The organism is Pandoraea sp. NE5 (assembly GCF_024363545.1).
Classification (GTDB): domain Bacteria; phylum Pseudomonadota; class Gammaproteobacteria; order Burkholderiales; family Burkholderiaceae; genus Pandoraea; species Pandoraea cepalis.
The window spans coordinates 1,036,345-1,063,124 of sequence record NZ_AP025517.1; the positions used below are offsets into that span (position 1 = coordinate 1,036,345).

The 26,780-nt window shown below is 65.1% G+C and carries 24 protein-coding genes; 23 read left to right on the plus strand and 1 reads right to left on the minus strand.

The features are described from left to right. Positions 1 to 3: 3 nt before the first annotated feature. The 4 genes from PanNE5_RS04835 (at position 4) to PanNE5_RS04850 (ending at position 3,745) form a co-directional block, all read left to right on the plus strand. Positions 4 to 687 carry a thiol:disulfide interchange protein DsbA/DsbL gene (locus PanNE5_RS04835; RefSeq protein ID WP_017231729.1) on the plus strand — a complete coding sequence of 228 codons (684 nt, stop codon included), beginning with the start codon at positions 4 to 6 and terminating at the stop codon, positions 685 to 687. Between the two features lie 46 nt (positions 688 to 733). Further along, positions 734 to 1,588 (plus strand): SDR family oxidoreductase, encoded by an 855-nt coding sequence (locus PanNE5_RS04840; protein WP_261939333.1) that lies wholly within the window; start codon positions 734 to 736, stop codon positions 1,586 to 1,588. A gap of 99 nt (positions 1,589 to 1,687) precedes the next feature. Next, on the plus strand, positions 1,688 to 2,200 hold the full coding sequence (locus tag PanNE5_RS04845; RefSeq protein WP_017231727.1) for a hypothetical protein: 513 nt from the start codon (positions 1,688 to 1,690) through the stop codon (positions 2,198 to 2,200). Positions 2,201 to 2,425: 225 nt separating this feature from the next. Next, positions 2,426 to 3,745, plus strand: a complete 1,320-nt coding sequence (locus PanNE5_RS04850) for an MFS transporter (protein WP_150562212.1) — start codon at positions 2,426 to 2,428, stop codon at positions 3,743 to 3,745. A gap of 193 nt (positions 3,746 to 3,938) precedes the next feature. Here PanNE5_RS04850 and PanNE5_RS04855 read toward each other — a convergent pair whose 3' ends face one another. Further along, positions 3,939 to 5,021, minus strand: a complete 1,083-nt coding sequence (locus PanNE5_RS04855; protein ID WP_017231725.1) for an MBL fold metallo-hydrolase — start codon at positions 5,019 to 5,021, stop codon at positions 3,939 to 3,941. Positions 5,022 to 5,149: 128 nt separating this feature from the next. Between PanNE5_RS04855 and PanNE5_RS04860 the strand changes: the two genes are divergently transcribed. The 19 genes from PanNE5_RS04860 to PanNE5_RS04950 all read left to right on the plus strand — a co-directional run bounded on the left by PanNE5_RS04860 (position 5,150) and on the right by PanNE5_RS04950 (position 26,695). Then, positions 5,150 to 5,587 carry a MerR family transcriptional regulator gene (locus tag PanNE5_RS04860; protein ID WP_261939334.1) on the plus strand — a complete coding sequence of 146 codons (438 nt, stop codon included), beginning with the start codon at positions 5,150 to 5,152 and terminating at the stop codon, positions 5,585 to 5,587. Between the two features lie 222 nt (positions 5,588 to 5,809). Next, positions 5,810 to 6,295: a PaaI family thioesterase gene (locus PanNE5_RS04865; protein ID WP_017231723.1), complete on the plus strand. Its 486-nt coding sequence runs from the start codon at positions 5,810 to 5,812 to the stop codon at positions 6,293 to 6,295. A gap of 98 nt (positions 6,296 to 6,393) precedes the next feature. Continuing rightward, positions 6,394 to 7,575, plus strand: coding sequence for an isovaleryl-CoA dehydrogenase (locus PanNE5_RS04870; RefSeq protein WP_150562209.1), 1,182 nt, complete (start codon positions 6,394 to 6,396; stop codon positions 7,573 to 7,575). 84 nt (positions 7,576 to 7,659) lie between these two features. Then, complete coding sequence (gene aceK, locus PanNE5_RS04875) at positions 7,660 to 9,465, plus strand: bifunctional isocitrate dehydrogenase kinase/phosphatase (RefSeq protein WP_261939335.1); 1,806 nt, start codon at positions 7,660 to 7,662, stop codon at positions 9,463 to 9,465. 48 nt (positions 9,466 to 9,513) lie between these two features. Beyond that, positions 9,514 to 10,194, plus strand: coding sequence for a carbonate dehydratase (can, locus tag PanNE5_RS04880; protein ID WP_017231720.1), 681 nt, complete (start codon positions 9,514 to 9,516; stop codon positions 10,192 to 10,194). 144 nt (positions 10,195 to 10,338) lie between these two features. Beyond that, entirely contained in the window at positions 10,339 to 11,523 is a 1,185-nt protein-coding gene (locus PanNE5_RS04885) for an acetyl-CoA C-acetyltransferase (RefSeq protein ID WP_150562207.1), read from the plus strand. Between the two features lie 40 nt (positions 11,524 to 11,563). After that, positions 11,564 to 12,241, plus strand: coding sequence for an SDR family oxidoreductase (locus PanNE5_RS04890; RefSeq protein ID WP_150562206.1), 678 nt, complete (start codon positions 11,564 to 11,566; stop codon positions 12,239 to 12,241). A 127-nt stretch (positions 12,242 to 12,368) separates the two neighbouring features. Further along, a complete protein-coding gene (locus PanNE5_RS04895; protein WP_017231717.1) occupies positions 12,369 to 12,974 on the plus strand; it encodes a 2-hydroxychromene-2-carboxylate isomerase in 606 nt (201 codons plus the stop codon). Between the two features lie 19 nt (positions 12,975 to 12,993). After that, complete coding sequence (locus PanNE5_RS04900; RefSeq protein WP_261939336.1) at positions 12,994 to 13,416, plus strand: YchJ family protein; 423 nt, start codon at positions 12,994 to 12,996, stop codon at positions 13,414 to 13,416. 67 nt (positions 13,417 to 13,483) lie between these two features. Next, positions 13,484 to 15,091: a carboxyl transferase domain-containing protein gene (locus PanNE5_RS04905; RefSeq protein ID WP_017231715.1), complete on the plus strand. Its 1,608-nt coding sequence runs from the start codon at positions 13,484 to 13,486 to the stop codon at positions 15,089 to 15,091. 34 nt (positions 15,092 to 15,125) lie between these two features. Further along, positions 15,126 to 15,917, plus strand: coding sequence for an enoyl-CoA hydratase/isomerase family protein (locus PanNE5_RS04910; RefSeq protein ID WP_017231714.1), 792 nt, complete (start codon positions 15,126 to 15,128; stop codon positions 15,915 to 15,917). A gap of 313 nt (positions 15,918 to 16,230) precedes the next feature. Then, on the plus strand, positions 16,231 to 17,607 hold the full coding sequence (bioA, locus tag PanNE5_RS04915; protein ID WP_261939337.1) for an adenosylmethionine--8-amino-7-oxononanoate transaminase: 1,377 nt from the start codon (positions 16,231 to 16,233) through the stop codon (positions 17,605 to 17,607). Beyond that, positions 17,604 to 18,812, plus strand: a complete 1,209-nt coding sequence (bioF, locus tag PanNE5_RS04920) for an 8-amino-7-oxononanoate synthase (RefSeq protein ID WP_261939338.1) — start codon at positions 17,604 to 17,606, stop codon at positions 18,810 to 18,812. Before bioA ends, bioF begins: the two co-directional genes overlap by 4 nt. After that, positions 18,805 to 19,575, plus strand: coding sequence for a dethiobiotin synthase (bioD, locus tag PanNE5_RS04925; protein ID WP_017233229.1), 771 nt, complete (start codon positions 18,805 to 18,807; stop codon positions 19,573 to 19,575). Before bioF ends, bioD begins: the two co-directional genes overlap by 8 nt. A 59-nt stretch (positions 19,576 to 19,634) precedes the next feature. After that, positions 19,635 to 20,693, plus strand: a complete 1,059-nt coding sequence (gene bioB / locus PanNE5_RS04930) for a biotin synthase BioB (protein ID WP_150562202.1) — start codon at positions 19,635 to 19,637, stop codon at positions 20,691 to 20,693. A gap of 203 nt (positions 20,694 to 20,896) precedes the next feature. Continuing rightward, complete coding sequence (locus PanNE5_RS04935; RefSeq protein WP_261939339.1) at positions 20,897 to 22,918, plus strand: acetyl/propionyl/methylcrotonyl-CoA carboxylase subunit alpha; 2,022 nt, start codon at positions 20,897 to 20,899, stop codon at positions 22,916 to 22,918. Between the two features lie 278 nt (positions 22,919 to 23,196). Further along, positions 23,197 to 24,393 (plus strand): porin, encoded by a 1,197-nt coding sequence (locus PanNE5_RS04940; RefSeq protein ID WP_261939340.1) that lies wholly within the window; start codon positions 23,197 to 23,199, stop codon positions 24,391 to 24,393. Between the two features lie 981 nt (positions 24,394 to 25,374). After that, positions 25,375 to 25,620 carry a hypothetical protein gene (locus PanNE5_RS04945; RefSeq protein ID WP_017233232.1) on the plus strand — a complete coding sequence of 82 codons (246 nt, stop codon included), beginning with the start codon at positions 25,375 to 25,377 and terminating at the stop codon, positions 25,618 to 25,620. A 262-nt stretch (positions 25,621 to 25,882) separates the two neighbouring features. After that, positions 25,883 to 26,695, plus strand: coding sequence for a helix-turn-helix domain-containing protein (locus PanNE5_RS04950; RefSeq protein ID WP_017233233.1), 813 nt, complete (start codon positions 25,883 to 25,885; stop codon positions 26,693 to 26,695). Positions 26,696 to 26,780 lie beyond the last annotated feature (85 nt).

Here is a 26,780-nt window from a genome sequence, read left to right on the forward strand (position 1 = left end):
ATCATGAAAAAACTTCTTGGTACCGTTCTGCTGTCTTTCGGTTTCCTTTGCGGCGCCGCCTCGGCCTCGCCCGAAGCCCCGGTCGCGGGAACCGATTACCTGGTGTTGCCGCAAGCACAGCCCACGTCGGCCGGCGCGGGCAAAATCGAAGTCACCGAATTCTTCTGGTATGGCTGCCCGCACTGCAATGCGCTCGAACCGTCGCTGGAAGCGTGGGTCAAGAAGCAAGGCAAGGATGTCGTGTTCAAGCGCGTGCCGGTCGCCTTCCAGGACCGCTTCGAGCCGCACACCCGTATGTTCTACGCACTCCGCGCGCTGGGCCGCGAAGCCGAACTCACGCCGAAGGTCTTCAACGAGATCCACGTCAAGCACAACTATCTGCTGACGGCGCAGACCCAGGCCGACTTCCTCACGCAGTTCGGCATCGACAAGCAGAAGTATCTCGACGCCTATAACGGCTTCTCGACCCAGGCCAGCGTGAAGACGGCCAACAAGACGTGGCAGGACTACAAGATCGACGGCGTGCCGACGATCGCGATCCAGGGCAAGTACCTGGTCTCGCCGGCCACCTCGGGCGACGCCCTGCAAAAGGCCGGCAAGCCGGCCACGACCGAGCAGCAGACGTTCGATGCGGCGCTCAAGACGGCCGACGCCATCATCAACCAGATCCGCGCGAAGAAGCTGTAAGCTTCGCCGCTCACCCAGCCCGGCCCCGGCCGGGCTTTTGCATTAGATGGCAACACACACGACATCACCGAAGGTCTTTATCACGGGCGCCTCGAGTGGATTGGGCGAAGCACTCGCACGCCACTACGCCGCGCAGGGCGCCATCCTCGGGCTGGTGGGCCGACGCGGCGACAGGCTCGCCGATCTGGCCGCCTCGCTCCCCCATCCGCATGCCGTACATAGCTACGCGCTCGACGTGCGTGACGCGCTCGCGTTGCGCGCGGCGGCCGACGACTTCATGGCGCGTCACGGCGTACCGGACATCGTTATCGCGAATGCCGGCATCAGCCACGGCGTGACGACTGAAGACCCGGCCGATCTGCCGCACTTTGCGTCGGTCATGGACACCAACTGGCTGGCGATGGTGGCCACGTTCAGCCCCTTCGTCGCGCCAATGCGCGAACGCAAGCACGGCACGCTCGTCGGTATCGGCAGCGTGGCCGGTGTGCGCGGTCTGCCCGGGCATGGCGCCTACAGCGCATCGAAGGCCGCCGCGATGACGTACCTCGAAAGCCTGCGAGTGGAATTACGCGCCGCCAAGGTCGCGGTCGTGACGATTGCGCCCGGCTACATTCGCACGCCAATGACGGATGGCAATCCGTTTCCGATGCCGTTCCTGATGCCCCCGGACACGTTCGCGCGCAAGGCGGCCGCGGCGATCGCTCGACGCAAGCGCTTCGTGGTGCTGCCGTGGCCAATGGGCGTGGTGGCCTGCGTCATGCGATGCCTGCCGCGCTGGCTTTACGACGTGCTCTTCGCCCGTGCGCCGCGAAAGCCACGGTTGTCCGAGCGCAACGTACAAAACGCCCCCTCGGCCCATGCCGACCCGCCGCCCGACGATCCCTCAACAGGCCCCAAATAGCGGCCAACGCAGGGATATTCCCCAAATCCAAGGGTGAAACCGGGGGAAGCTCAATGTCACGCGTTACATTGCTCCGAATCCCTAACGCGCGACGTCCCCATGAACGCCATGTCAACGCAAGCCGCGTCACGCGCTTGCCCCAATCGCGGCGTCGCGCTACACCGACGCATCGCCCTCATCCTTAGCCTGCCGCTTGCCCTGATGGTTTCCGGGTGCGCGGCGTTGGACCCTGGCAACTGGCAAATCGTCGGCCCGCCGGAGTCGTACATCCGCCCCGCCCCGACCCTCGTCGCGCCCGCCCCCATGGTCGTCGCCCCTGCACCGGTGATCGTGACGCCGGCGCCCACCATCATCGCGCCCGCCCCCGTCATCATTGCGCCGCGACCGCCCGTCGTCATCGCGCCCGCGCAGCCATACATCGTCGTGCCGCAGGCGCGACCACGCACGTCGCGCGATGCCGCTCACTTCCTGAGCGAGAAATGCTATCTGCAGAAGGGCGGCTGCTACACCAGCGAATACCGGGAAGGCTACGAGTTCAACCCCTACACCGGCACGTGGGAATGGGTCGGTCAACGAGACTACCGGTGGAAAGGCAGCCGCGGGAATCGATAGTCCGACACGCCCAAGTTTCTCCCTTGGAACACGCGCCGGCCGCCGTGGCAGCGCGGATTATTGAACCGTTGTGGTGCATTGCGAACCTGCGCTAGAGTGCTTGTGTAACTTCGATAGAGGTACACACGACGTTAAACCGGTCTTGCCGTCAGCGAGCGGACGGATGTCGACGGACGTTAGCAGACCGATCCGACTGCGGCACGCCCAACCAAGCAGGAGAGGCATATGCAGGCAACCCCCACCGGCGCGCCGGTCATCGATCCGGCACTGCGACGCAAAGCGGTGATCGGTTCCACGCTGGGCAATGCATTCGAGTGGTTCGACTTTACGGTCTACGGTCTCTTCGCGGTCATCATCGCGAAACTCTTCTTCCCTGCGGAAAACGATACGAACTCGCTGCTCGCGAGTGTGGCGTCGCTTGGCGTAGCGTTCTTCTTCCGTCCCATCGGCGGGCTCGCATTCGGTTTGTACGCCGACCGGGCCGGGCGCAAGTCGGCGCTCTCGGTCATGGTGTTGCTCATGGCGCTGGGCACGGGCCTGATCGGCATCGCGCCGACGTATGCGGCGATCGGCTTCGCCGCGCCGCTGCTTATCCTGCTGGCACGCGTCATTCAGGGCTTCTCGGCGGGCGGTGAATTCGGCGGCTCGACGGCCATGCTCATCGAGTTTTCGCCGCCCCACCTGCGCGGCTTCTACGGCAGTTTTCAAATGTGCTCGCAGGCACTGGCCGTCGCGTTCGCCGGGCTGTGCGCGTATGTGCTCAACACGTCGCTCACCAAGGAGGCACTCGAATCGTGGGGCTGGCGGCTTCCGTTTCTGTTCGGGATTCTGATCGGTCCGGTGGGTTTTTATATTCGACGTCGCATGACCGAGTCGCCAGAGTTTCTGGCCTACGCGGCCGCGCGTGCACCGACCCGCCGCACACCGCTCGCCGACGTCTTCTCGCATCACTATCGCGCCCTCATCGCCGGCTTCGGCCTGACGGTTGCCGCAACGACGTCGTTCTACGTCACGCTGATCTATACGCCGATCTACGCAGTCAAGCAGTTGGGATTGACGCAGGGCGCCGCGAGCCTGTCGACGTTCATCGCCGCCATGCTGATCGCCGCGCTGTGCCCGCTCACGGGCTGGATTTCGGATCGCGTGGGCCGCAAACCGCTGATTCTGCTGTTCGTGCTGCTCTACGGCCTGACGTCGTTCTGGATGTTCACGCGGCTGCACGGTGCGCCGTCGATGGGCAATCTGCTGCTCGCGCAGATTCTGCCGGCCGTCTGCATGGGCTTCGTGTGGGGCGCGTTCCCGACGGCGGTCACCGAGGTGTTCCCGGTCGGCGTGCGCTCGACGGGCGTCTCGATTCTCTACAACGTCTCGGTGATGTTGTTCGGCGGTCTCGCGCCGTTCTGGATCACATACCTGATCAAGGCGACGCAGAACCCGCTGGCCCCCGCGTATTACATTCTGATGACGGTGACGATCAGCCTGGTGACGTACGGTTTGCTTGGTCGCGACGGCCGCAACACGGCGGCATCGACGCAGCACGCCTGACGTCGCACGCGACGCCGAAAGCACGCGCGCAAAAGCAATGCCCCGGCGACCTGATTCGGTCACCGGGGCATTGTTTTGTGGCCAACCGATCCAGTCGGCCGCTCATACGCGACGCTCATGCCTGTCCCTCGCACCTGCCGCTCGCACCTGCCGCGAAGGCCGGTCGTCGTGCAGGTCGGTCACGCAGGTCCGATCAAACCGGGGAAAAGCGCCAGACGCCCTTCGCATCCTGCTCGCGCTTGAGTTCCCCCGAACGCCAGAGCATGTGCAGGTGCGCCAGCGCTTCGCCCATGGCGAAGGTGGTCTGGTGCGCATCGAGCTTGCGATGGAACATGATCGGCACGATATCGCCCGCGCTTTGCGGCGACCGGGCGCAGGCGTCGCGCACCTCCTGCAGCCGCGCGGTGTGGTGATCGCGCAGTTGGCCGATGCGGGTGTGCAGTCCGGTGAACGGCCGGCCATGCGAGGGCAGCACGAGACAATCGGCGGGCAGATCGAGATAGACGCCGAGCGAGTCGAGGAACAGTTGCAGCGAGTTGGCTTCGGGTTCGATGTCAAAGACGCTGACATTGGTCGAGATGCGCGGCAGCACCATATCGCCGGAGATGAGCACGTTGTGCTGTTCGGAGTACAGCGCCATGTGCTCCGGCGAGTGGCCATAACCCGCGATCAAACGCCAGTCGCTGCCGCCGATGCGCAGGGCCTCGCCATCGCGCAAGCGGAAGAAGCGCGACGGCACTTCGGGCACGAGATCGCTGAAGTAGGTCTTGCGGTGGCGGATCTGGTCGATCATGGCCTCATCGGCGAGCCCATGCGAAATAAAGTGCGCCACGGCGAACTCTCCGCCGGCATTGGCGGCGTTGTTGTTGACGGCCTCCGACATGAGGCGGCCCCATGCGTAGTCGCCCTGCGACATGGCGAGCCGGGCCGACCAGCGGGGTTTGTCGCCGCCCTTGCAGATCCAGTGCGCGAGGCCGAGGTGATCGGGGTGGCAATGCGTGACGACGACACGCAGAACCGGCTCGCCGCCGAGCGCGTTCTCGAACACTTGTTCCCAATAGGCCTTGATCTGCGGATGGGTGATGCCGCAATCGACGACGGTCCAGCCTTTGACGCCGTCGATATCGTCGCGCAGCAACCACAGGTTGATGTGATCGAGCACGAACGGCAGCGGCATGCGCACCCAGAAGACGCCTGGCGCCACTTCGTGCACGGTGCCGCCTTCCGGCAAGAATTCTCCGAGGGGGTAATTCAGTTGTTGTTCAAGGGCATTCACGAGGACCACGCTCCAGATGGACTTGTTCTGTCGTTATCGGTTAACGCCGTCACCGATTGCATAGGAAGCAACTTGACGCTAACGTAAACGGCAATTCTATCTGCAATGGTAAGCACCTGCTTAACCCGATGCTCACATACACGATTACCGAGCTTGCCCGCGAGTTCGACATTACGCCCCGCGCGATCCGTTTCTACGAGGATCAGGGGCTGCTCACACCGGCCCGCGAAGGTCCCGGCGGGCGCCACCGCGTCTACACCGGGCAGGATCGCACGCGTCTGAAGCTGACGCTGCGCGGCAAACGTCTAGGACTCACGCTCTCGGAGATCAAGTCGATTCTCGATCTCTACGAGTCGCCCAAGGATACGGTGTCCCAGCTTCGCGTGTTCCTCGAAACGCTGTCCCAGCATCGGCAGGTGCTCGAGCAGCAACTCGAAGACCTTCACGCCACGCTCGACGAGGTCGCGCAACACGAAGCCCAATGTCTCGCGCTGCTCGAGGCTGCCGGCGAAGCCGCACCCGCCGACGTCGCTCAACGGTCGAAGACGACGTCCGTGTCGCACTGATTCGTCAGGTTTCGACTTCTGTTTCGGCCTTGGCGTCGGCCTCGGTTTCAACCACTTACTGCCCCAACCCGCCTCAACCCGCCTCGCCCTGCATCCTGTCCGGGGTCGCCTCCCGCCCGGCCGACCTTCGCGCTTTCGATGCTGGAAAGCCCTTACTTTACGTTTACGTAAACGTAAAGTAATATCTGGGCACTCGGCTTTGTCCGTACTTTCGCTCCCATCATGGCCAACCTCCCTGTCTCTCACGCTGCACCGCTCGACGACGCCGTCGCCGCAAAAATCCGCGCCAGCTTCGACCAACAGGGCGTCATGACGCATTGGGGCGCGTTGCTCTCGCATCTTGCCGACGGACACTGCGAAATCTCGCTGCCGTTCTCGGACAAGGTCAACCAGCAGCACGGCTTTTTCCACGGGGGAGTGATCGGCGCCATCGCGGACTCCGCCGGCGGCTACGCAGGCTACACCCGCATCTCGCCGGACCAGGAACTGGTCACCGCCGAATACAAACTGAACATTCTCGCGCCCGGCAAGGGCGATACACTGATCGGACGCGGCCAGGTCGTGAAAGCCGGTCGCACGCTGATCGTCGCCACCGCCGAACTGTTCGTTGTCGACGACGACAAATGGACGCTTTGCGCACTGATGCAGCAAACGCTGTTCGTGCTGGCGGCAAGTCCCTCGGCAACGTCGTCTCCCAAGACTCGCTGAGCGCCCCCGCCACCGGATCACCGAATCAACCTCATCAGCCGCACCATCGAACCCATGCGCGGGCTAACGGCCACGCGCCACCCTCTGGAGACTGTGTCATGACCCTGTTGCCCGGACTCAATTTCATGCTCGGCGAAGACCTCGATATGCTGCGCGAATCGGTCGCGAACTTCGCGTCCAAGGAAATCGCCCCGCGCGCAGGCGAAGTGGACCGCACCGACCAGTTCCCGATGGACCTCTGGCGCAAGATGGGCGACCTCGGCGTGCTCGGCATGACGGTTTCGGAAGAGTACGGCGGCGCGAACATGGGCTATCTGGCCCACATGATCGCGATGGAGGAAATCTCGCGCGCCTCGGCGTCGATCGGCCTGTCGTACGGCGCGCACTCGAACCTCTGCGTCAACCAGATCCACCGCAATGGCACCGCCGCGCAAAAGGCGAAGTACTTGCCCAAGCTGGTGTCGGGGGAGCATATCGGCGCCCTCGCGATGAGCGAGCCGAACGCCGGCTCGGACGTGGTCAGCATGAAGCTGCGTGCCGAGAAGCGCGGCGACCGCTTCGTGCTCAACGGCACGAAGATGTGGATCACGAACGGCCCGGACTGCGACACGCTGGTCGTCTACGGCAAGACCGATCCGGAAGCGGGCGCCCGCGGCATGACGGCCTTCCTTGTCGAGAAGGGCATGAAGGGATTCTCGGTCGCGCAGAAGCTGGACAAGCTCGGCATGCGCGGCTCGCACACGGGTGAGCTGGTGTTCGAGAACGTGGAGGTGCCGGAGGAGAACGTGCTGGGCCAGGTCGGCGGCGGCACGAAGGTGCTCATGAGCGGTCTGGACTATGAGCGCGCGGTGCTCGCCGGCGGCCCGCTGGGCATCATGCAGGCGGCCATGGACGTGGTCGTGCCCTATATCCACGACCGCAAGCAGTTCGGCCAGTCGATCGGAGAGTTCCAGCTCATCCAGGGCAAGGTCGCGGACATGTACACGATTCTGCAGGCAAGCCGCGCGTATCTCTACGCGGTGGGCCGCCAGCTCGATTCGCTCGGTCGCGATCACGTGCGTCAGGTGCGCAAGGACTGCGCGGGGGTGATTCTGTACACGGCCGAAAAGGCGACGTGGATGGCCGGCGAGGCAATCCAGATTCTGGGCGGCAACGGCTATATCAACGAGTACCCGGTCGGCCGCCTGTGGCGCGACGCGAAGCTTTACGAAATCGGTGCGGGCACGTCGGAGATCCGCCGCATGCTGATCGGCCGCGAGTTGTTCGCGGAAACGATGTAAGCCCAAGACACATCGACTGACATTCAGGCGCAGGCAGCGGCGCTACAATCCCTTGAGATCGCCCCTGCGCCTGTCCCGACCGGTATGAATCACTTCCCGAAACTCCTGTCGTCGCAGTTTGCTTACGATGTCGCCCGCACGATGCTGGACGGCTTCGACAAGCATTACCGCATTTTCCGCGATGTATGCATCGCGGCGCAGGCGTGTTTCGAGGCGGGCGATTTCATGGGTATCCAGAAGCTCCAGCGCGACCGCATCGCCTATTACGACGAACGCGTGCGCGAATGCGTCGTGACGCTCGAAGACGAGTTCGACGCCCAGTCGCTCGACGACGATGTCTGGCAGCAAGTGAAGCTGCATTACATCGGCTTGCTCACCGAGCACCGTCAGCCGGAGCTGGCCGAGACGTTTTTCAACTCGGTGTGCTGCAAGATCCTGCACCGTTCGTATTTCAACAACCGCTTCATCTTCGTGCGCCCCGCCGTGGCGACGGAGTACATCGAGAACGACGCGCCCGCCGCGAAGCCGACGTATCGCGTCTATTACCCGGCGCAAGACGGCATGGCCCCCACGATCGCGCGCATCGTCACGAATTTCCAGCTCAAACGCCCGTTTGCCGATCTGACGCGCGACGTCGGCTATGTGATGCGCGCCCTCGATGAGACGCTCGGCGACTTCGTGCCCGCGCCGAATTTCCAGATTCATGTGCTCGCGTCGCTGTTCTTCCGGAACAAGGCCGCCTATATCGTGGGACGTATCGTGAACGGCGATGTGACCACGCCCTTCGCCCTGTCGATCATGCACGACGCGAATGGCATGCTGGCGCTCGACGCCGCTCTGCTGCGCCGCGAGGAACTCCGCGTGGTGTTCGGCTTCACGCACGCCTATTTCATGGTCGATATGGAAGTGCCGTCGGCCTACGTGCAGTTCCTGCGCACGATCATGCCGGGCAAGCCGAAAGCGGAGATCTATACGTCGGTCGGTCTGCAGAAACACGGCAAGAACCTGTTCTATCGCGATTTCCTGCATCACCTGAAGCATTCGAGCGACCTGTTCGTGAGCGCGCCAGGCATTCGCGGGCTGGTCATGCTGGTTTTCACGCTGCCCTCGTATCCGTATGTCTTCAAAGTGATTCGCGAGCGCTTCGCGCCACCCAAGGAGACCACGCGCGAGCAGGTGAAAGCGAAGTACCTGATGGTCAAGCAGCATGATCGTGTGGGCCGGATGGCCGATACGCTGGAGTTCTCGAGCGTGGCCTTCCCGCGCGCGCGTTTCGACGACGCCCTGCTCGCCGAACTCCAGCGCGAAGTGCCCTCGCAGCTCGAAATCGACGGCGACGCTCTCGTGATTCGCCACTGCTACATCGAGCGCCGCATGACGCCGCTCAATCTGTGGCTGCAAACGGCATCGGACGCCGAGGTCGACCACGCCATGCGCGAGTACGGCAACGCGGTGAAGGAGCTGATGGCGGCGAACATCTTCCCCGGCGATCTGCTGTACAAGAATTTCGGTGTCACGCGCCACGGCCGGGTGGTCTTTTACGACTACGATGAACTGGAATATCTGACGGATTGCCACATCCGTCGAGTGCCGGAACCCCGTAACGAAGAAGAGGCGATGTCGGGGGAAGTCTGGTACCGTGTAGGCCCGCACGACGTGTTTCCGCAGACGTTCGAGACGTTCCTGACAGGAGACGCGCGCGTGCGGCACTCCCTGAGCCAGCATCATCCGGATTTTTTCGACCCCGGCCTGTGGCAGGACTACCAGGACCGGGTGCGAGCCGGACAGATGCACGACTTCTATCCGTACGATGTCTCGCTGCGTTTCGTCAATCGCTACGGCACCGGCCACGGTGCCACCAGCGCCCCGCCCCGCGCGGCGGCCGCTTGAGCATGCGATGTCTCCCAGCACACGACACGTTCACCGGATGACACGATCATGACCGAAGACAAAGACCAACCTCTCCTCCATCTGCTCGATAACAACCGCGCCTGGGTCGCCAGCGTGAACGCGGAAGATCCCGCATTTTTCGAGCGGTTGTCAAAGCTGCAAACGCCGGAGTACCTCTGGATCGGCTGCTCGGACTCGCGCGTGCCGGCTAACCAGATCACGGGCCTCGCGCCGGGCGAAGTGTTCGTCCACCGCAATATCGCGAACGTCGTGGTGCACAGCGATCTGAACTGTCTGTCGGTATTGCAGTTCGCCGTCGAAGTGCTGAAGGTTCGCCACATCATGGTGGTCGGCCATTACGGTTGCGGCGGCGTAGGCGCGGCGCTCGACGGCGCGAAGATGGGCCTCGTCGACAACTGGCTGCGCCACGTGCGCGATGTGTACGAGCGCCACGTCGAGCAAATCGACGCGCTGCCGTCGCGCGACGCGCGTCACGACCGACTGTGCGAACTGAACGCCATCGAGCAGGTGGTCAATATCTGTCATACGACGGTATTGCGCGACGCCTGGGCCCGCAATCAGCCCGTAACGGTGCACGGCTGGGTGTACGGCCTGCGCGACGGGCTGGTGCGCGACCTGCGCATGTCGGTCAACAGCCTCGAAGCCCTGCCGCGCATTTACGACCGCTGCGTGGCCGCGATGGCCGAATTACGCAATCCGCGCGCCTGAGCGAGCCACCTTGTCCGGCCACGCCGGACACCCCTCGCCGGGCGCACGGACGATGCAAGGACTGAAGCATTGGATATTCGGGGGCTGACGACCCGGTCCGCAAGGACGATCGTCGGCCCCCGCAAGCAATTACAGGAGACTGCCATGCAACACGACCCGATCGTTATCGTTTCCGCCGCACGCACGCCGATGGGCGGCCTGCAAGGGGTATTCGGCGATGTGACCGCACCGCAACTGGGTGCCGCTGCCATTCGCGCCGCCGTCGAACGCGCCGGAATCCAACCCGAGCAGGTCGACGAAGTGGTCATGGGCTGCGTGCTGCCCGCCGGCCAGGGTCAGGCGCCTGCGCGTCAGGCCACGCTCGGCGCCGGTCTGCCGCTCGCCGCCGGGGCGACCACCGTCAACAAGATGTGCGGGTCGGGCATGCGCGCCGCCATGTTCGCGCACGACATGCTCGTGGCCGGCAGCGCCGACGTGATCGTCGCCGGTGGCATGGAAAGCATGAGCAATGCCCCGTATCTGCTGCCGAAGGCACGCACCGGCATGCGCATGGGACACGGCCAGGTCATCGACCACATGTTTTACGACGGTCTGGAAGACGCCTACGACAAGGGCCGCCTGATGGGCACCTTCGCCGAGGAATGCGCCGACCGTTACGCCTTCACCCGCGAGGCCCAGGACGCCTTCGCCATCGCCTCGCTCGAACGCGCGCAAAAGGCCACGAAGGACGGCGCGTTCTCGTGGGAAATCGCGGCGGTGACGGTACCGGGTCGCAAGGGCGACACGGTGGTCGATCAGGACGAGCAGCCGTTCAAGGCCAACCCCGAAAAGATCCCGACGCTCAAGGCAGCCTTCCGCAAGGACGGCACGGTGACAGCGGCAAATTCGTCGTCGATCTCGGATGGTGCCGCGGCCTTGGTACTGATGCGCGAATCGACGGCCAAACGTCTCGGCCTCGCGCCGCTCGCGCGCATCGCCGGACACACCACCTTCGCCCAACAGCCGGGCCTCTTCACCACGGCGCCGGTCGGCGCGATGCGCAAGCTCTTCGAGAAGACCGGCTGGTCGACGAACGACGTCGATCTGTATGAAATCAACGAAGCCTTCGCGGTCGTCACGATGGCCGCGATGCACGAGTTCAACCTGCCGCACGAGAAGGTCAATATTCATGGCGGCGCCTGTGCGCTCGGCCACCCGATCGGCGCCTCCGGCGCCCGCATCCTGGTCACGCTCATCGGTGCGTTGCGCCAGACCGGCGGCAAGCGCGGCGTAGCCAGCCTGTGTATCGGCGGCGGCGAAGCGACAGCGATGGCCATCGAACTCGTTTGACCCCGCAGGCTCACGCACTGGCCCACAGGAATCACAGGTCATGAAAACAGCGCTCATCATCGGTGCCTCGCGCGGCATCGGCATGGAATTCGTCAGACAGTATCGCGACGACGGCTGGCGTGTCTTCGCTACAGCACGCCATGAGGACGGTCTGGCGGCCTTGCGCGAGTTGGACGCCGAGCCGTTGCAGCTCGACGTCACGCGTGTGGAGTCGCTCTCCGGCCTGTCGTGGCAACTCGATGGCGTGGCCCTGGACGTCGCGATCTACAACGCAGGCGTGAATTCGGAGCGCACCACGGGCCTCGCGCCGATCACCATGGCCGAGTTCAACCGCGTGTTCCACACGAATGTCCTCGGCGCCATGCAGGCCGCGCCGCTCGTGTTGCCGTTCGTCGAGGCCGCCGGCGGCGCGTTTGGCTTTCTTTCGAGTCGCATGGGCAGCATCGCCCTGATGGAGACGAATGGCAGCTGGCTTTATCGGGCAAGCAAGGCGGCCGTGAATTCGGTCGTCAAGGCCACGTCGCTCGAAGCGCGGCGCGCCACCTGCGTCGCAATGCATCCGGGCTGGGTGCGCACGGACATGGGCGGCGAGAACGCGGACATCGACGTGCAGACGAGCGTGGCCGGCATGCGGCGTGTGCTCGCCCGAGCACCGGGCGAGCGCGCCACGCACAACGGAGGTTTCTTCAATTACGACGGCAACGCACTTGCGTGGTAATCGCAGGAAAAAATAAATTCGCGACCGGGCAGACATCGTCCGGCGCGAAACGGAATAACAAGCTGTAGCCACACCGCCGCATCTTTTGATTCGCGGGCCAGACACGTCACTCGGAAACGGAGCCCACATGACGTCCGCCATCGACTTTTATTTCGACTTCGCATCCCCGTATGGGTATTTTGCGAGCACCTGCATCGACGACATCGCGACGAGACACGGGCGTGGCGTGGCGTGGCATCCGATCCTGCTCGACATCGTCTATAAGGTGAACGGCACGGGCGCACCGACGCAGCATCCGATCAAGACCGCGTATCTGCGGCATGACGTGGAGCGCACCGCGCGGTTTCACGGCATCGCGTACAAGCGGCCGACGCACTTCCCGATTCCGACGCAAGCCGCCGAGCGCGCCGTGCTCTGGGTGCAGGATCATCACGGCGGCGACCTGTCCGCCGAGTTCGCGAAGTCGATCTTCCACGCGCTTTACGTCGACGACGTGAACATCGGCGACCCGGCGGAACTCGTGCGTCTCGGCGAGGCCCTGGGCATCGACGGCACGAAGCTCGACGCCGGCATGCACTCGCCCGCCGCCAAGGACCATCTCAAGGCCGAAATCGATCTGGCGATGGCGCGTGGGGTGTTCGGCTCGCCCTTCGTGATCGTGGACGGCGAACCGTTCTGGGGCTTCGACCACTTCCCACAGGTCGAGGCCTGTCTGAAGCAAGGCAAGATCTGACAACAAGGCAAGACTCACGATGGCAAGACCCCAAACGTCGCGCAGCGCAACGACGCCAGACCTCGAGCGCGACACCTGCCCTTGCGGCGGGCCCACGTTCGACGACTGCTGCGCGCGCTACCTGGAACACGGCGACATGGCGCCGAGCGCCGAAGCGCTGATGCGCTCGCGATACACGGCGTTCGTGCGTCACAACGCCGCGTACCTGCTCGACACCTGGGCGGCGCGCACGCGTCCCGCCACGCTTGACTTCGACGACGCACCGCAATGGCTTGGCCTGCAGATCAAGGCCCATCGCCAAAGCGATGCGTCGCATGCCGAAGTCGAATTCGTCGCCCGCTACAAGGTCGGCGGACGGGCGCACCGGCTGCACGAACGCAGCCGCTTCGAGCGCTCGGACGACGGCCGCTGGCGCTACATCGACGGCGACCTGTTCGACTGACCCCGCCGCGGTGCACGTCCACGAAACGCCTCCAACGACTCCCTCACTCTCCACCGGATTTCGTCACATGCCGATTCTTGAAAGCAAGCTCAACCCGCGCGGCGAAGACTTTGCACGCAACGCGGCCACGATGCAGACCCTGGTCGACGACCTGCGTGCCCGCATTGCACAACTGGCCGGTGGCGGCGGTGAGGCCGCGCGCAAGAAGCACATCGCGCGCGGCAAGCTGCTGCCGCGTGAGCGCGTACAACAGTTGCTCGATCCGGGCTCGCCGTTTCTCGAACTCTCGCAGCTCGCGGCCATCGGCATGTATCACGACGACGCCCCGGGCGCCGGCATCATCACCGGCATCGGCCGTGTATCAGGCCAGGAGTGCGTGATCGTCTGCAACGATGCCACGGTCAAGGGCGGCACCTATTACCCGATGACGGTCAAGAAGCACCTGCGCGCGCAGGAGATCGCCGAGCAGAACCATCTGCCGTGTATCTACCTGGTCGACTCGGGCGGCGCCAACCTGCCGAACCAGGACGATGTCTTCCCCGACCGCGATCACTTCGGGCGCATCTTCTACAACCAGGCGCAGATGTCCGCGCAGGGCATTCCGCAGATCGCCGTGGTGATGGGGTCGTGTACCGCCGGCGGCGCCTACGTGCCTGCGATGAGCGACGAGTCGATCATCGTCAAGGAACAGGGCACGATTTTCCTCGGCGGCCCGCCGCTCGTGAAAGCGGCCACCGGTGAGGAAGTGAGCGCCGAAGACCTCGGCGGCGCCGACGTCCACACGCGCCTGTCGGGCGTGGTCGATCACTTCGCGCAGAACGACGCGCACGCGCTGTCCATCGCGCGCAGCATCGCCGCGAATCTCAACCGTCGCAAACCGGCCACGGTTGCGGTCAAGCCACCGGTCGAGCCGAAGTACGACGCCCGAGACCTGTACGGTGTGATTCCGTCCGACACGAAGAAGCCGTTCGACGTACGCGAAGTGATTGCGCGCCTGGTCGACGGCTCCGAGTTCGACGAATTCAAGGCGCGCTACGGCACCACGCTCGTGTGCGGCTTCGCGCATCTGTGGGGCTATCCGGTCGGCATCGTGGCGAACAACGGCATCCTGTTCTCCGAGTCGGCCCAGAAAGGCGCGCACTTCATCGAGCTGTGCTGCCAGCGCAAGATCCCGCTGATCTTCCTGCAGAACATCACCGGCTTCATGGTCGGGCGCAAGTATGAGAACGAGGGCATCGCCAAGCACGGCGCGAAGATGGTGACGGCGGTCGCCACCGCGAACGTGCCGAAGTTCACGGTCATCATCGGCGGCTCGTTCGGCGCCGGCAACTACGGCATGTGTGGCCGGGCCTACTCGCCGCGCTTCCTGTGGATGTGGCCGAACGCCCGTATCTCGGTGATGGGCGGCGAGCAGGCCGCGTCGGTGCTCGCCACGGTCAAGCGCGACGGCATCGAGGGCCGTGGCGGCCAGTGGAGCGCCGAGGAAGAGGATGCCTTCAAGCAGCCGATTCGCGATCAATACGAGCGCCAGGGCCATCCGTACTACGCCAGCGCCCGCCTGTGGGACGACGGCGTGATCGATCCGGCGGATACCCGCACCGTGCTCGGACTGGGGCTGTCGGCCACGCTCAACGCGCCCATTCCCGAAACGCGCTTCGGCCTGTTCCGCATGTAATCGCCCGCAACGGCCCATCGAGGAATTCCACGTCATGAATCTCGTCACGTTAAAAGTCAGCGTCGACGCCCACGTCGCCACCGTCACGCTCAATCGTCCGGACGTGCGCAACGCGTTCAACGAAACGGTCATCGAGGAACTGACGGGCGCGTTTCGCGCGCTCGCCACGAACGACGACGTGCGCGCCATCGTGCTCGCCGCAGAAGGCGTCGCCTTCTGCGCGGGTGCCGATCTGAACTGGATGCAGAAGATGGCCGGCTACTCGGACGCCGAGAACCGCGCCGACGCGATGACGCTGGCCGTCATGCTGAGCACGATCTATCGCTGCCCGAAGCCGGTGATCGCCCGCGTGCAGGGCGACGCGTACGCGGGCGGCGTGGGTCTTGCCGCCGTGGCCGACATGGTCGTGGCGGTCGACACTGCGCACTTCTGCCTGTCGGAGGCAAAGCTGGGCCTGATGCCGGCAACGATCGGCCCCTACGTCATTCGCGCCCTCGGCGAGTCGGCTTCGCGCCGCTATTTCCTCACGGCGGAGCGCTTCACCGCCGCGACCGCCCACCGTCACGGTCTCGTGCACGAAGTCGTGAGCGCCGAGGCGCTCGACAGCACCGTGCAGGCACTGGCCAAGGCGCTCGTCGACAACAGCCCGAACGCAGTAAAAGAGTGCAAACGGCTCGTGCAGGACTTCGCGAGTCGAGAGATCGACGACGGCGCCATCGCCGACACGGCGGACCGCATCGCGAAGATCCGCGCGTCCGACGAAGGCCGCGAAGGGGTGCGCTCGTTCCTCGAGAAGCGCGCGCCAGCATGGCGCGAAGCGTCCTGAGCGACGCACGTGCGTCAGGCCACATCATCGGTTACAAATTTTTTGGGGGAGGGGTGACGGCGGAGATGCCGCAACGTTATCGGCGGGTTTTGCGAATTTATCGATAACGTCACGCTACGGCACACAAAACAGCGATTTTTCGCACCAATTCCGCCTATTGCCCTACTAAAACGCTTTGCCTACCATGCGTCCATCCCCCCACCTCCGGCCCCGTGCGGCAGCGCCCTGCGCAATGCCCGTCACCGGCCAGCCGAACGGACGGCACACATTAGCTTGTGAGCGTCGTCCGTCGCGGCCAACCAAGGAGTCACCGATGGACGCCTCTTCGCGCCCCCCCGCCGTTCCCGGCGATCTCGCCGCGCGCAGTCTGCGACAGGTCTGGCACCCCTGCACGCAGATGAAGCAACAGGCACAGCTACCGCTCGTCGCGTTGTCCCACGGCGAAGGTCCCTGGCTCGTCGATACCGACGGCGAGCGTTACCTCGACGCCATCAGCTCATGGTGGGTCAATCTGTTCGGCCACGCGAATCCGCGCATCAACGCGGCACTCGTCGATCAGCTTGGCCGCCTCGAACACGCGATGCTCGCAGGCTTCACCCACGAACCGGTCGTTGCCCTGGCCGAGCGTCTGTCGGCGCTGACCGGCGGCGTGCTCGGCCATGCGTTCTTCGCGTCTGATGGCGCGTCGGCCGTCGAGATCGCCCTGAAGATGAGCTTTCACGCGTGGCGCAATCAGGGCCACAGCGACAAGCGCGAATTCGTCTGCGTGCGCCACGGCTATCACGGTGAGACGCTCGGTGCGCTCGCCGTGACCGACGTTGCGCTCTTTCGCGATGCCTACGACCCGCTGCTGCGCCACGCCCACGTGGTGGCCTCGCCCGACGCGCGTGACGCCCGCGACGGGGAGACGCCGGCCGACGTCGCGCGTCGCGCCGCGGCAGACCTCGAGACGTTGCTTACGCAGCGCGAGGGACGCATCGCCGCCGTCATCGTCGAACCGCTGGTGCAATGTGCGGCCGGGATGGCAATGCACGATCCCGAGTATCTGCGCCGCGTGCGCGCGCTGTGCGACCAGCACGGCGCGCATCTGATCGCCGACGAAATCGCCGTTGGGTGCGGACGCACCGGCACCTTCTTCGCGAGCGAGCAGGCCGGCATCTGGCCCGATCTGCTCACCCTGTCCAAGGGCATCAGCGGCGGCTATCTGCCCCTGTCGCTGGTGCTCTCGCGCGACGCGATCTACAACGCCTTCTACGACGACGAGACCGCACGCGGCTTCCTGCACTCGCACTCGTACACCGGCAATCCGCTGGCGTGCCGCGCCGCGCTCGCCACGCTCGACATCTTTGCCGACGACGACGTGCTCGCCAGCAACATACTTCGCGCACAACGCCTCACCCAGGCACTCGCGCCGTTGGCCGACGATCCGCGGGCCAGGCACTTGCGTCATCGCGGCATGATCTGGGCGTTCGATGCGATGTTGCCGGACACCCCCGGCGCCGCCAGCGCCTTCGCGAAACGCTTTTACGCCGAAGCCCGGGCGCGCGGCGTGCTGCTGCGCCCCATCGGCGCCACGGTCTACCTGATGCCGCCGTACGTGCTCGACGACGACACCATCGACTGGCTCGCGGCGCAAACGCTTGCGGCCTTCGACGCCACGACGACGCACGGCACGGAGGTGCCCGCATGACAACCCATCCCCTGTTCGCCCGGCTCGACGCCGGCCTGGCCGACATCGACCGCGCGCATCTGCGACGCCGCCGCCGCGTGGTGTCCACGCCCTGCCAGCCCCATGTGCGCGCCGACGGCCGCGACGTGCTCGCATTCGCCAGCAACGACTATCTCGGTCTGGCAGCGCATCCGAAGATTGTCGAGGCGCTCATCGAGGGCGCGCGGCGCTACGGCGCAGGCAGCGGCGCATCGCACCTCATCAGCGGTCATTCGCAGGCCCACGCGGAACTCGAAGACGCGCTCGCCGACTTCATGTCGCCCCATCTCGTCGACGGCCGCGCGCTGTACTTCTGTACCGGTTACATGGCCAACCTGGCGACCCTCTCCGCGCTCGCCAACAAGGACGCCGACATCTTCTCCGAAGCGCTCAATCACGCCTCGCTGATCGACGGCGCACGTCTGTCCCGGGCGCGCACGCACGTCTACCCGCACGGCGACGTCGACGCCCTGGCCGCGCTGCTCGACGCCAGCACCGCCGAGACGAAGCTGATCGTCACCGACGGCGTGTTCTCGATGGACGGCGATATCGCGCCGCTGCCACAACTGCTTGCACTGGCCGAACGACACAACGCGTGGCTGGTGGTAGACGATGCGCATGGCTTCGGCGTCGTCGGCGAGACGGGGCGAGGCGTGTTCGAGCATTTCGATCTGTGCTCGCCGAACCTTGTCATCATCGGAACGCTCGGCAAGGCCGCCGGTGTCGGCGGCGCATTCGTCGCCGCCAACGAGCGTGTCATCGAATGGCTCGTCAATCGTGCGCGGCCGTATATCTTCACCACGGCCGCCGCGCCGTCGCAGGCCCACGCACTGCTCACGAGCCTGGCGCTGATCGCCGGCGACGAAGGCCGCGAGCGCCGCGCCGCGCTGCAAGCGCGCATCGCCCAACTGCGCGACTCGCTCACGCTGCGGCATTGGCGGCACAGGGTCTCGCCCACGGGCGTGCAGCCGATCATCCTCGGCGAGAATGCCGCGGCACTGCACGCGCAGGCTGGGCTGGCCGAAGCGGGACTGTGGGTGCCCGCCATCCGCCCGCCGACCGTGGCACCCGGCACGTCGCGACTGCGCCTGACGCTCTGCGCAACGCACACGGCCGACGACGTCGACCGGCTCGCCACCGCCATCAACCAGTTGGATCGAGACTGGACGGAGCACGCCCATGGCTGATCCGCGTCTCGTCGCTCCCCTCGATATATCTATCGATACGCCCGCCGCCCGGGCCACGTCGGCGCGCCATGCGTTCTTCGTTACCGGCACCGACACGGAAATCGGCAAGACGCTCGTGTCGTCTGCGCTGCTCCATGCCGCCTCTCGGCGCGGGCTGGTGTGCGCGGGGCTCAAGTCGGTCGCGGCTGGCGCCTCGGAGCATAACGGGCGCTTCGTCAACGACGACGTCGAGCAGTTGCACCAGGCGAGCAACCTGAAGCTGCCCGACGACTGGTACTGCCCCTATGTGCTCAAGGACGCCACGGCGCCCCATATCGCCGCCGCCGCTGAAGGCATCGCGCTCGATTGCAGCGTGATCCGCGCGGGCTATGCGCGTGTCGCCGCGCGGGCCGATCTGGTGATCGTCGAGGGCGTGGGCGGCTTTCGTGTGCCGCTCGGCGCCGATGCCAATGCACCGGATACGGCCGAGCTGGCGCGCCAGCTCGGCCTGCCGGTGATCCTGGTCGTCGGTTTGCGGCTCGGCTGCATCAACCACGCCCTGCTCACCGCCGAGGCCATCACCGCCCGCGGGCTCACGCTCGCGGGCTGGGTCGCCAATCACGTCGATCCGGAGATGCGTCACGTGGCGGCAAACATCGACACCCTTGCCGCGCGCTTGCCCGCGCCGCTGCTCGGGCGCGTGCCGCATCTGGCGCACCCCGACGCGGCGACCGCCTCCGGCTATCTCGACATCGGGCCGCTCGTCGACATGACGCGGCCCTGAGCGCGCCACTGCCCTATCGCGCGACATCAACGAACTCACCGAATTCAAGGAATCACATCATGCAAGTTCACGCCCACACCGCCGCTCACGGCCACGACGAAGCCCTGCGCCGCAACGACACGCCCTGGAGCGTCGCCGACATCGAGGCGCTCTTTGCACTGCCGTTCAATGACCTGATCTTCCGCGCACAGCAAGTGCATCGCGAACACTTCGATGCCAATGCCGTGCAGCTCTCGACGCTGCTCTCGATCAAGACCGGCGGGTGCCCGGAGGACTGCGCCTATTGCCCGCAATCGGCGCGCTACGACACCGGCGTGGAAGCCGAGAAGCTCATGCCGGTGGAGGAAGTGGTCGCCGCGGCGCAACGCGCGAAAGATGCAGGAGCGACCCGCTTCTGCATGGGCGCCGCCTGGCGCAGCCCGAAGCCGCACCAGGTCGACGCGGTGGGCGAGATGGTGCGCAGCGTCAAGGCGCTGGGCCTGGAGACATGCGTCACGCTCGGCATGCTGCGTGACGGGCAAGCGCAGCAATTGCGCGACGCCGGCCTCGACTACTACAACCACAACCTCGACACGTCGCCCGAGTTCTATGGGCAGATCATCACCACGCGCACCTATCAGGATCGCCTGGACACGCTGGCCCGCGTGCGCGACGCGGGACTGAAGGTGTGCTGCGGCGGCATCGTCGGCCTGGGCGAGACAAGCCGCGAGCGCGCCGGCCTGATCGCACAGCTCGCCAACCTGTCGCCGTATCCCGAATCGGTGCCCATCAACAACCTGATGAAGGTCGAAGGCACGCCGCTGGAGAACAACGACGCCGTCGATCCGTTCGACTTCGTGCGCATGATCGCCGTGGCGCGTATCACAATGCCGCGCGCGATGGTGCGGCTGTCGGCCGGGCGCGAGATGATGGACGACGCCCTGCAATCGTTGTGCTTCCTCGCCGGCGCGAATTCGATGTTCTACGGCGAGAAGCTGCTCGTGACGCAGAACCCTCAGGCCGAACACGACCGCGCGTTGCTCGCGCGTCTCGGCATGCACACGTCGACCGAGGAAAAGCTCGGCGCCGCCGAGCCCGCAGGCGAGTGCGATGGCCTGACGGCCTGCGCCACGCACTGAGCGTTATCGGCACGGCGAAGGGCTGGCGTTGAAGGATGTGTTGACAGGTTAAGCCGCCACGACGGCGACGAGATCGCAAAAGACGATCCGCCGTCGCGGCGAAGTTGGATAGCAAAGAGAATGGCGCGAGTGCAGTGGCCCTTCGTCACAAGCGAAGTGCGATGCGCAGGCGCCGCCCCAATCGATCATTTTCCGGAGGCAGCATGTTCGACAAGATCCTCATCGCCAACCGCGGCGAAATCGCCTGCCGCGTGGCCGCCACGGCCGCACGGCTGGGCATCCGCACGGTGGCCGTCTATTCCGACGCCGACGCGCACGCCAAGCATGTCGCCGTGTGCGACGAAGCGGTGCACGTGGGTGGCGCCGCCGCGCGCGAGAGCTATCTGCGCATCGATGCCATCATCAACGCCGCCAAGGCCACCGGCGCCCAGGCCATCCACCCGGGCTACGGCTTCCTGTCCGAGAACGAAGCCTTCGCCGCCGCGTGTCACGAGGCCGGCATCGTCTTCATTGGCCCGCCGGTCGGCGCCATTCACGCGATGGGCAGCAAGAGCGCCGCGAAAACCCTGATGGAAGGCGCCGCAGTGCCGCTGGTGCCGGGCTACCACGGCGACAATCAAGACGCCGCGTTCCTGCACGAGCGCGCCGACGAAATCGGCTACCCCGTGCTGCTCAAGGCCAGCGCGGGCGGCGGCGGCAAGGGCATGCGCGTGGTTGAGCGCAGCTCGGCGTTTCGCGCCGCGCTCACGTCCTGCCAGCGCGAAGCCGCCAGCAGCTTCGGCGACGAGCGCGTGTTGGTCGAAAAGTATCTGACGCGTCCGCGCCATATCGAGATTCAGGTATTTGCCGACGCGCACGGCAACTGCGTCTATCTGTTCGAGCGCGACTGCTCGGTGCAGCGCCGTCACCAGAAGGTCCTGGAAGAAGCCCCCGCCCCGGGCATGACCGACGAGCGTCGTCGCGCCATGGGCGAAGCCGCCTGTAATGCCGCGCGGGCCGTGGGCTATGTCGGCGCGGGCACGGTCGAGTTCATCGCCAATCAGGACGGCTCGTTCTACTTCATGGAGATGAACACGCGCCTGCAGGTCGAGCATCCGGTCACGGAGATGATCACCGGGCTCGATCTGGTGGAATGGCAATTGCGCGTGGCGGCGGGCGAACCGTTGCCGCGCAAGCAGGACGCGTTGCGCATTCACGGGCATGCGCTCGAAGCCCGTATCTACGCCGAGAATCCGGATAACAACTTCCTGCCATCGACGGGCACGCTCTGCACGTTGCGTCCGCCCGCAGCGGTCCAGTGCGAGATCGGCAGCGCCGACGTGCCGGCCGCGGTGCGCATCGACTCCGGGGTGCGCGAAGGCGACACCATCTCGCCCTTCTACGACCCGATGATCGCCAAGCTGATCGTGTGGGGTCGGGACCGCGACGAAGCGCTCGCCCGCATGCGACGCGCGCTAGGCCAGTATCGCGTGGTGGGCGTGCAGACAAACATCGCGTTCCTCGGACGCCTGGTCGCCAGCGAGCCGTTCGCCGCGGCCGATCTCGACACCGGGCTGATCGAGCGCCATCGCGACACGCTGTTCCCGGCCGCCGCCCCGGTACCGGCGACCACGCTGGCACTGGCCGTCGCGGCGCAGCTGGCCCGCGAAACCGTGATCGGCCGCCGCAAATATCAGGACAGCATCGATCACCACTCGCCGTGGCAGCTCGCCACCGGGTGGCGCCTGAACGGCGACTACCAGCGCACCCTCGCCTTCGATCACGACGAGACGCGGCTGTCGGTTCTCCTCACGAGCGGGCCACAGGCGAGCACGCTCACCGTGGACGGGCAGACGTATCCGTATCGCTACGCCCACGACGCCGGGGTGTATCGCGTGACGCTCGGCGATCGCCGCGTTCAAGGGCATGTCGACTTCGAACACGACGCCGCGCACGTCTTCGCGGACGGTCAGTCCTGGACGCTGCGCTGGCACGATCCGCTGGCACAGGCCGGGGCGCAGGAAGGGGGCGAGGGGCGGCTGACGGCGCCGATGCCGGGCAAGGTCATTGCCGTGCTCGCGCCAGCCGGTACGAAGGTCGAGAAGGGCGCGCCGCTGCTCGTGATGGAAGCGATGAAGATGGAGCACACCATCAGCGCACCCGAGGACGGTGAAATCGAAGAGGTGCTGTTCGCCGTCGGCGACCAGGTGCCGGAAGGCGCCCAGTTGCTGGCGTTCAAGCGATAACGATCGTCCTGGCGCGGTGCTCCGGCATCACGCCGCAGCGCACGCCGGTGCGGATCCACATTGACTCGCGCAGGACGGTGCTTTCCGCGCTACCGCTTACTGCGGTAGCGCGCGATGAAATTTGAGGACACTTCCTAGAAACTTCGGCAGCGCCCCCGACAGGGGGTCGCTGCCATGGGGATTTCAGTGCATTCGGAATTTTCATAAGGAATCCGAATGGCTGTTCGGAAATATTCTCGGTGTCGATTTCCACCATGCGCGGTTAAGCGCTCGACACCATGACTCAACGTCCTCACTCGTTCATCGGCCCGCGCGCCATTGCGCTCGCCGCCACGCTCACCCTCCTGACTTTGCCTGCCAGCGCCAATGCGCAAAGCAACGTCACCCTCTACGGCACGATCGATTCCGGCTTCGTCCACGCCAATCACACGGACGGCCTCAACGGCCCGCAATCGCGATCGATGATCACGAGCAACATCATCTCCGGCAGCCGCTGGGGCTTGCGTGGCACCGAGCCGCTGGGCCGCGGACTGTCGGCGATGTTCCAGATCGAAAGCGGCTTCAATGCGGTCAACGGCGAGATGGGTAACGGCGGCCGGGCGTTCGGACGCAAATCCATCGTCGGCCTGACGAGCACCGAATGGGGCGAAGTGACCATCGGCCGTCAGTACGACCCGGTCGTCAATCTCGTGCAGGGCATGACCGCAGACGGTTACTTCGGTGGGTTCTTTGCCACGCCGGGCGACGTCGACAACTACGACAACGGCGCACGCATCAACAACTCGATCCGCTACGCCACACCGAACTTCGGCGGCCTGCAGTTCGAAGGCATGTACGCATCGGGCAACGTGGCCGGGGAAACCGGGGCCGGCCGGTCGTACGGCGTCGCCGGTGCCTACAACAACGGTCCGCTCGCGCTCGGCGCCGGTTTTTTCTTCGCGGACGGTGGCAACACGCGGGCGGCCTACGGCTATCGCGAGTGGACCAGCAGCGCAGGCTCGCTGTTCAACTCGCCGATCAACAGTGGCTTCCGTACGGCGAGCAAGGTACGCATCGCGCGCGTGGCCGGCAAGTACGCCGTTGGCCCGGCGATCCTTGGGCTGTCGTATTCGAATGCCCAGTACGCGAGCGATGGTCTGTCGGAATTCACCGGCACGGCGACATTCGACACCGTGAACGCCTTCGCCACATATGCCCTGACGCCGGCGATCAACACGGGCATCGGCTATAGCTACACGCGAATGCGCGGTGCGCGCAACCTCGGCGCTCACTACAACCAGTTCAATGCCGGCGTCACCTATGCGCTGTCCAAGCGCACGTCGACCTACGTCATCGGTGGCTATCAACAGGCCATCGGCAAGACGCTGGATAGCGGTCAAACGGTGGAAGCCACCGCGTCGGTCGGTTCGTACGGCTTCAACGCCGGCGCACGAACGCAGTTGCTGGTCGGCATGGGCCTGAAGCACAGCTTCTGACCCCCTTCGTCCTGATCGGGCCGAACACGTGGAAGCCCGCGGGTTCGGGCCGATTTTTCCAATGAATTTAAGCACCTGGAATTCAAACGATCGTTTGGACGATTCCGATTCCTCTGTCTTAAAAAATACACAATTTGCTTAATTGGTATTTACCCTATCCGGGAATCTATTTAGAATTCGCTCCTGTTGAAGTTTGTTGCGGTAGCAACCGACTTGCGACGACTGGCGTCCCCGCTTTCTGAATTTCGCCTTGCGGTCAACGCGGGCCGATGTCTCTCGTGCCGATGTCTCTCGCGCTGCTGCCACTCGGGCCGGTCGTCATTGGACACAGTCATCGCTTACGTCTGTTGTTACGCCGCGCTGTCGTCGCTTAGGGAGAGGGTTTGTGATTTTCGTCATTTGGCTAGGGGTCGCGACGCTCGCCGTCACGGCGACAGTGGCACGTGTCATGCAACTGCAACGCGCTGCGGCACGCACCGCAGCGGCGACCCACGTCTCACGTGTCCTGCGATATCGCCGTAGTCATCGTCGTACCCCTTGCTCGCGCATTCGCTTGAAGGACGCCGCGTAATTTAACGTTGGCCGGCCACCGCTGGGGCCGACGCTGCCGGAACCGAAGCGGTCAGTCGCCGTTCAACGAGTCGCACCGAGTTGTCGTCGTACTTGAAATCGTAGTCCGTAGTCCGCAGTCCGCAGTACTCATGCTGTATTCCGGCACCGATGTCCTGGCCGGATAGAGAGTCATCCCTCCCCGCCGTTACGAGGCATCGCTCTCACGCGTTAGCGCCGTACCGCCGCCCACGACTCGGGCGGCCAATTTCGCGCCCACAGCCTCGTATTGCCCACGCATTGCATTAGCCCCCGACGCCCTCCATCGCGCGCCGTCGGATCACGCTCGCTCGCGTTATCGCGTGGGCGCTTCGGCATGCGCTTCACCCGCGCGGCATGCCCAATGTTTTGAACCAGAGAAAATTGGCAGACATGAACACCGCCTCAGAGCGCATTACCGTCACCCTTGAGCTGCATCCGAACGATTTGAAACAGCTCGATATCGCCTGCGAGCGCGTCGGTATGAATCGAGAAGATTTCTGCCGGCTGGCCACTCACCTGGAGGGCGCTCGCGTGCTCAATGGCGAGGGCCTGGCCGCGCTGTCGCGCCCGTTCGGTTTCGCCGCCGCGCTGCCCGCCGTCCTGCGCGGCGCGCTAGCCCGCTTCTGCCTGCGCTGATCGACATCATCGGCCTACGCCACGGCCAGCACCATCCGATGCACTGGCGCCGTTCCATGTCAGCGTGTCGCCCCATCGGCTGACAACGTCTCGTGTGATGGCGCGGCCCCATGAATTGGGAAGCGTCCGATAAGTTTTGCGCTATAGAGGTCGCCGACTCTGTATAGAGGCCCGCCTGTAACGCATGGGGAGGAGAGCGATATAACGTCGCAAGACGCGGGGGGATTGATTACGCTGTGTGACTCGTCAACGGAGTTCCGCCATGCAAACGAATCCACTCGCGCTGTTCGGAGACCATCTGGCCTGCTTGCGCAAGGCGCGCGGCTGGTCGCAGGAGAAACTGGCGCTCGAGAGCGGTCTGGCTCGCTCGTACGTCAGCGGCATCGAGCGCGGTCGACGCAACGTCGCCCTGGTCAATATCTGCGTACTGGCCGATACGCTCGGCGTGCCAACGTCCGAAATGCTGCGCTTTGCGCAGGCGGCCGGTGCCGCTGACACCGCAGCGCTACCCGATCGTACGCCATTGCCGCAGATCAGCCGTTCGCTGTGCCGCCTCGAAAACCGCGATCAGGTCTGGCTCGCCGAGATCATTCGAAGCCTCAGCTCCCGCCTGAGTCAGGCGGCGCCGCCGTCGGCGACCGACGCTTACGCAGACCGATGCGGCCCCTTGTCTGTCGCACACGGCGGTGCCTGTGGCGATGCGCGAGATAGGCGCAATCGGCACGAAGCGCGCGACGGCATCGACGATACCGAGGATCTCGACGATTTCGACGACCTCGATGACGCCGCCGCCCCGCCCGCGGCTCTCCCCAACGCCGCTAGACGGACGCCCACCGCCCCAGCGTTCTCCGCAGGCTTTCCTGCCCATCTTCAACTCGCCGCGCCGAGGGAAGCTGGCTACCGCGTTGCCGACGGCACCGGCACCGACGCCGCCCATCCCGTCGCGCGCATCTGTGACCCCGGGCGCACCCCATCCGAACGCCACGACACATCCGTCACGTCGGCCAATGCCGCCAGATCCGACGCCATCGCACGCGATGACTCGCGGCGTTTCCCCACCGGCGATGACGAGTGAGCGAAAGCGAGGCAATTGATTCTTAGGACATTGCGCAAAGTCCCCCCAGCATCGCGGGGACGTTGCGTGAGCGTTCGTCTTGTAA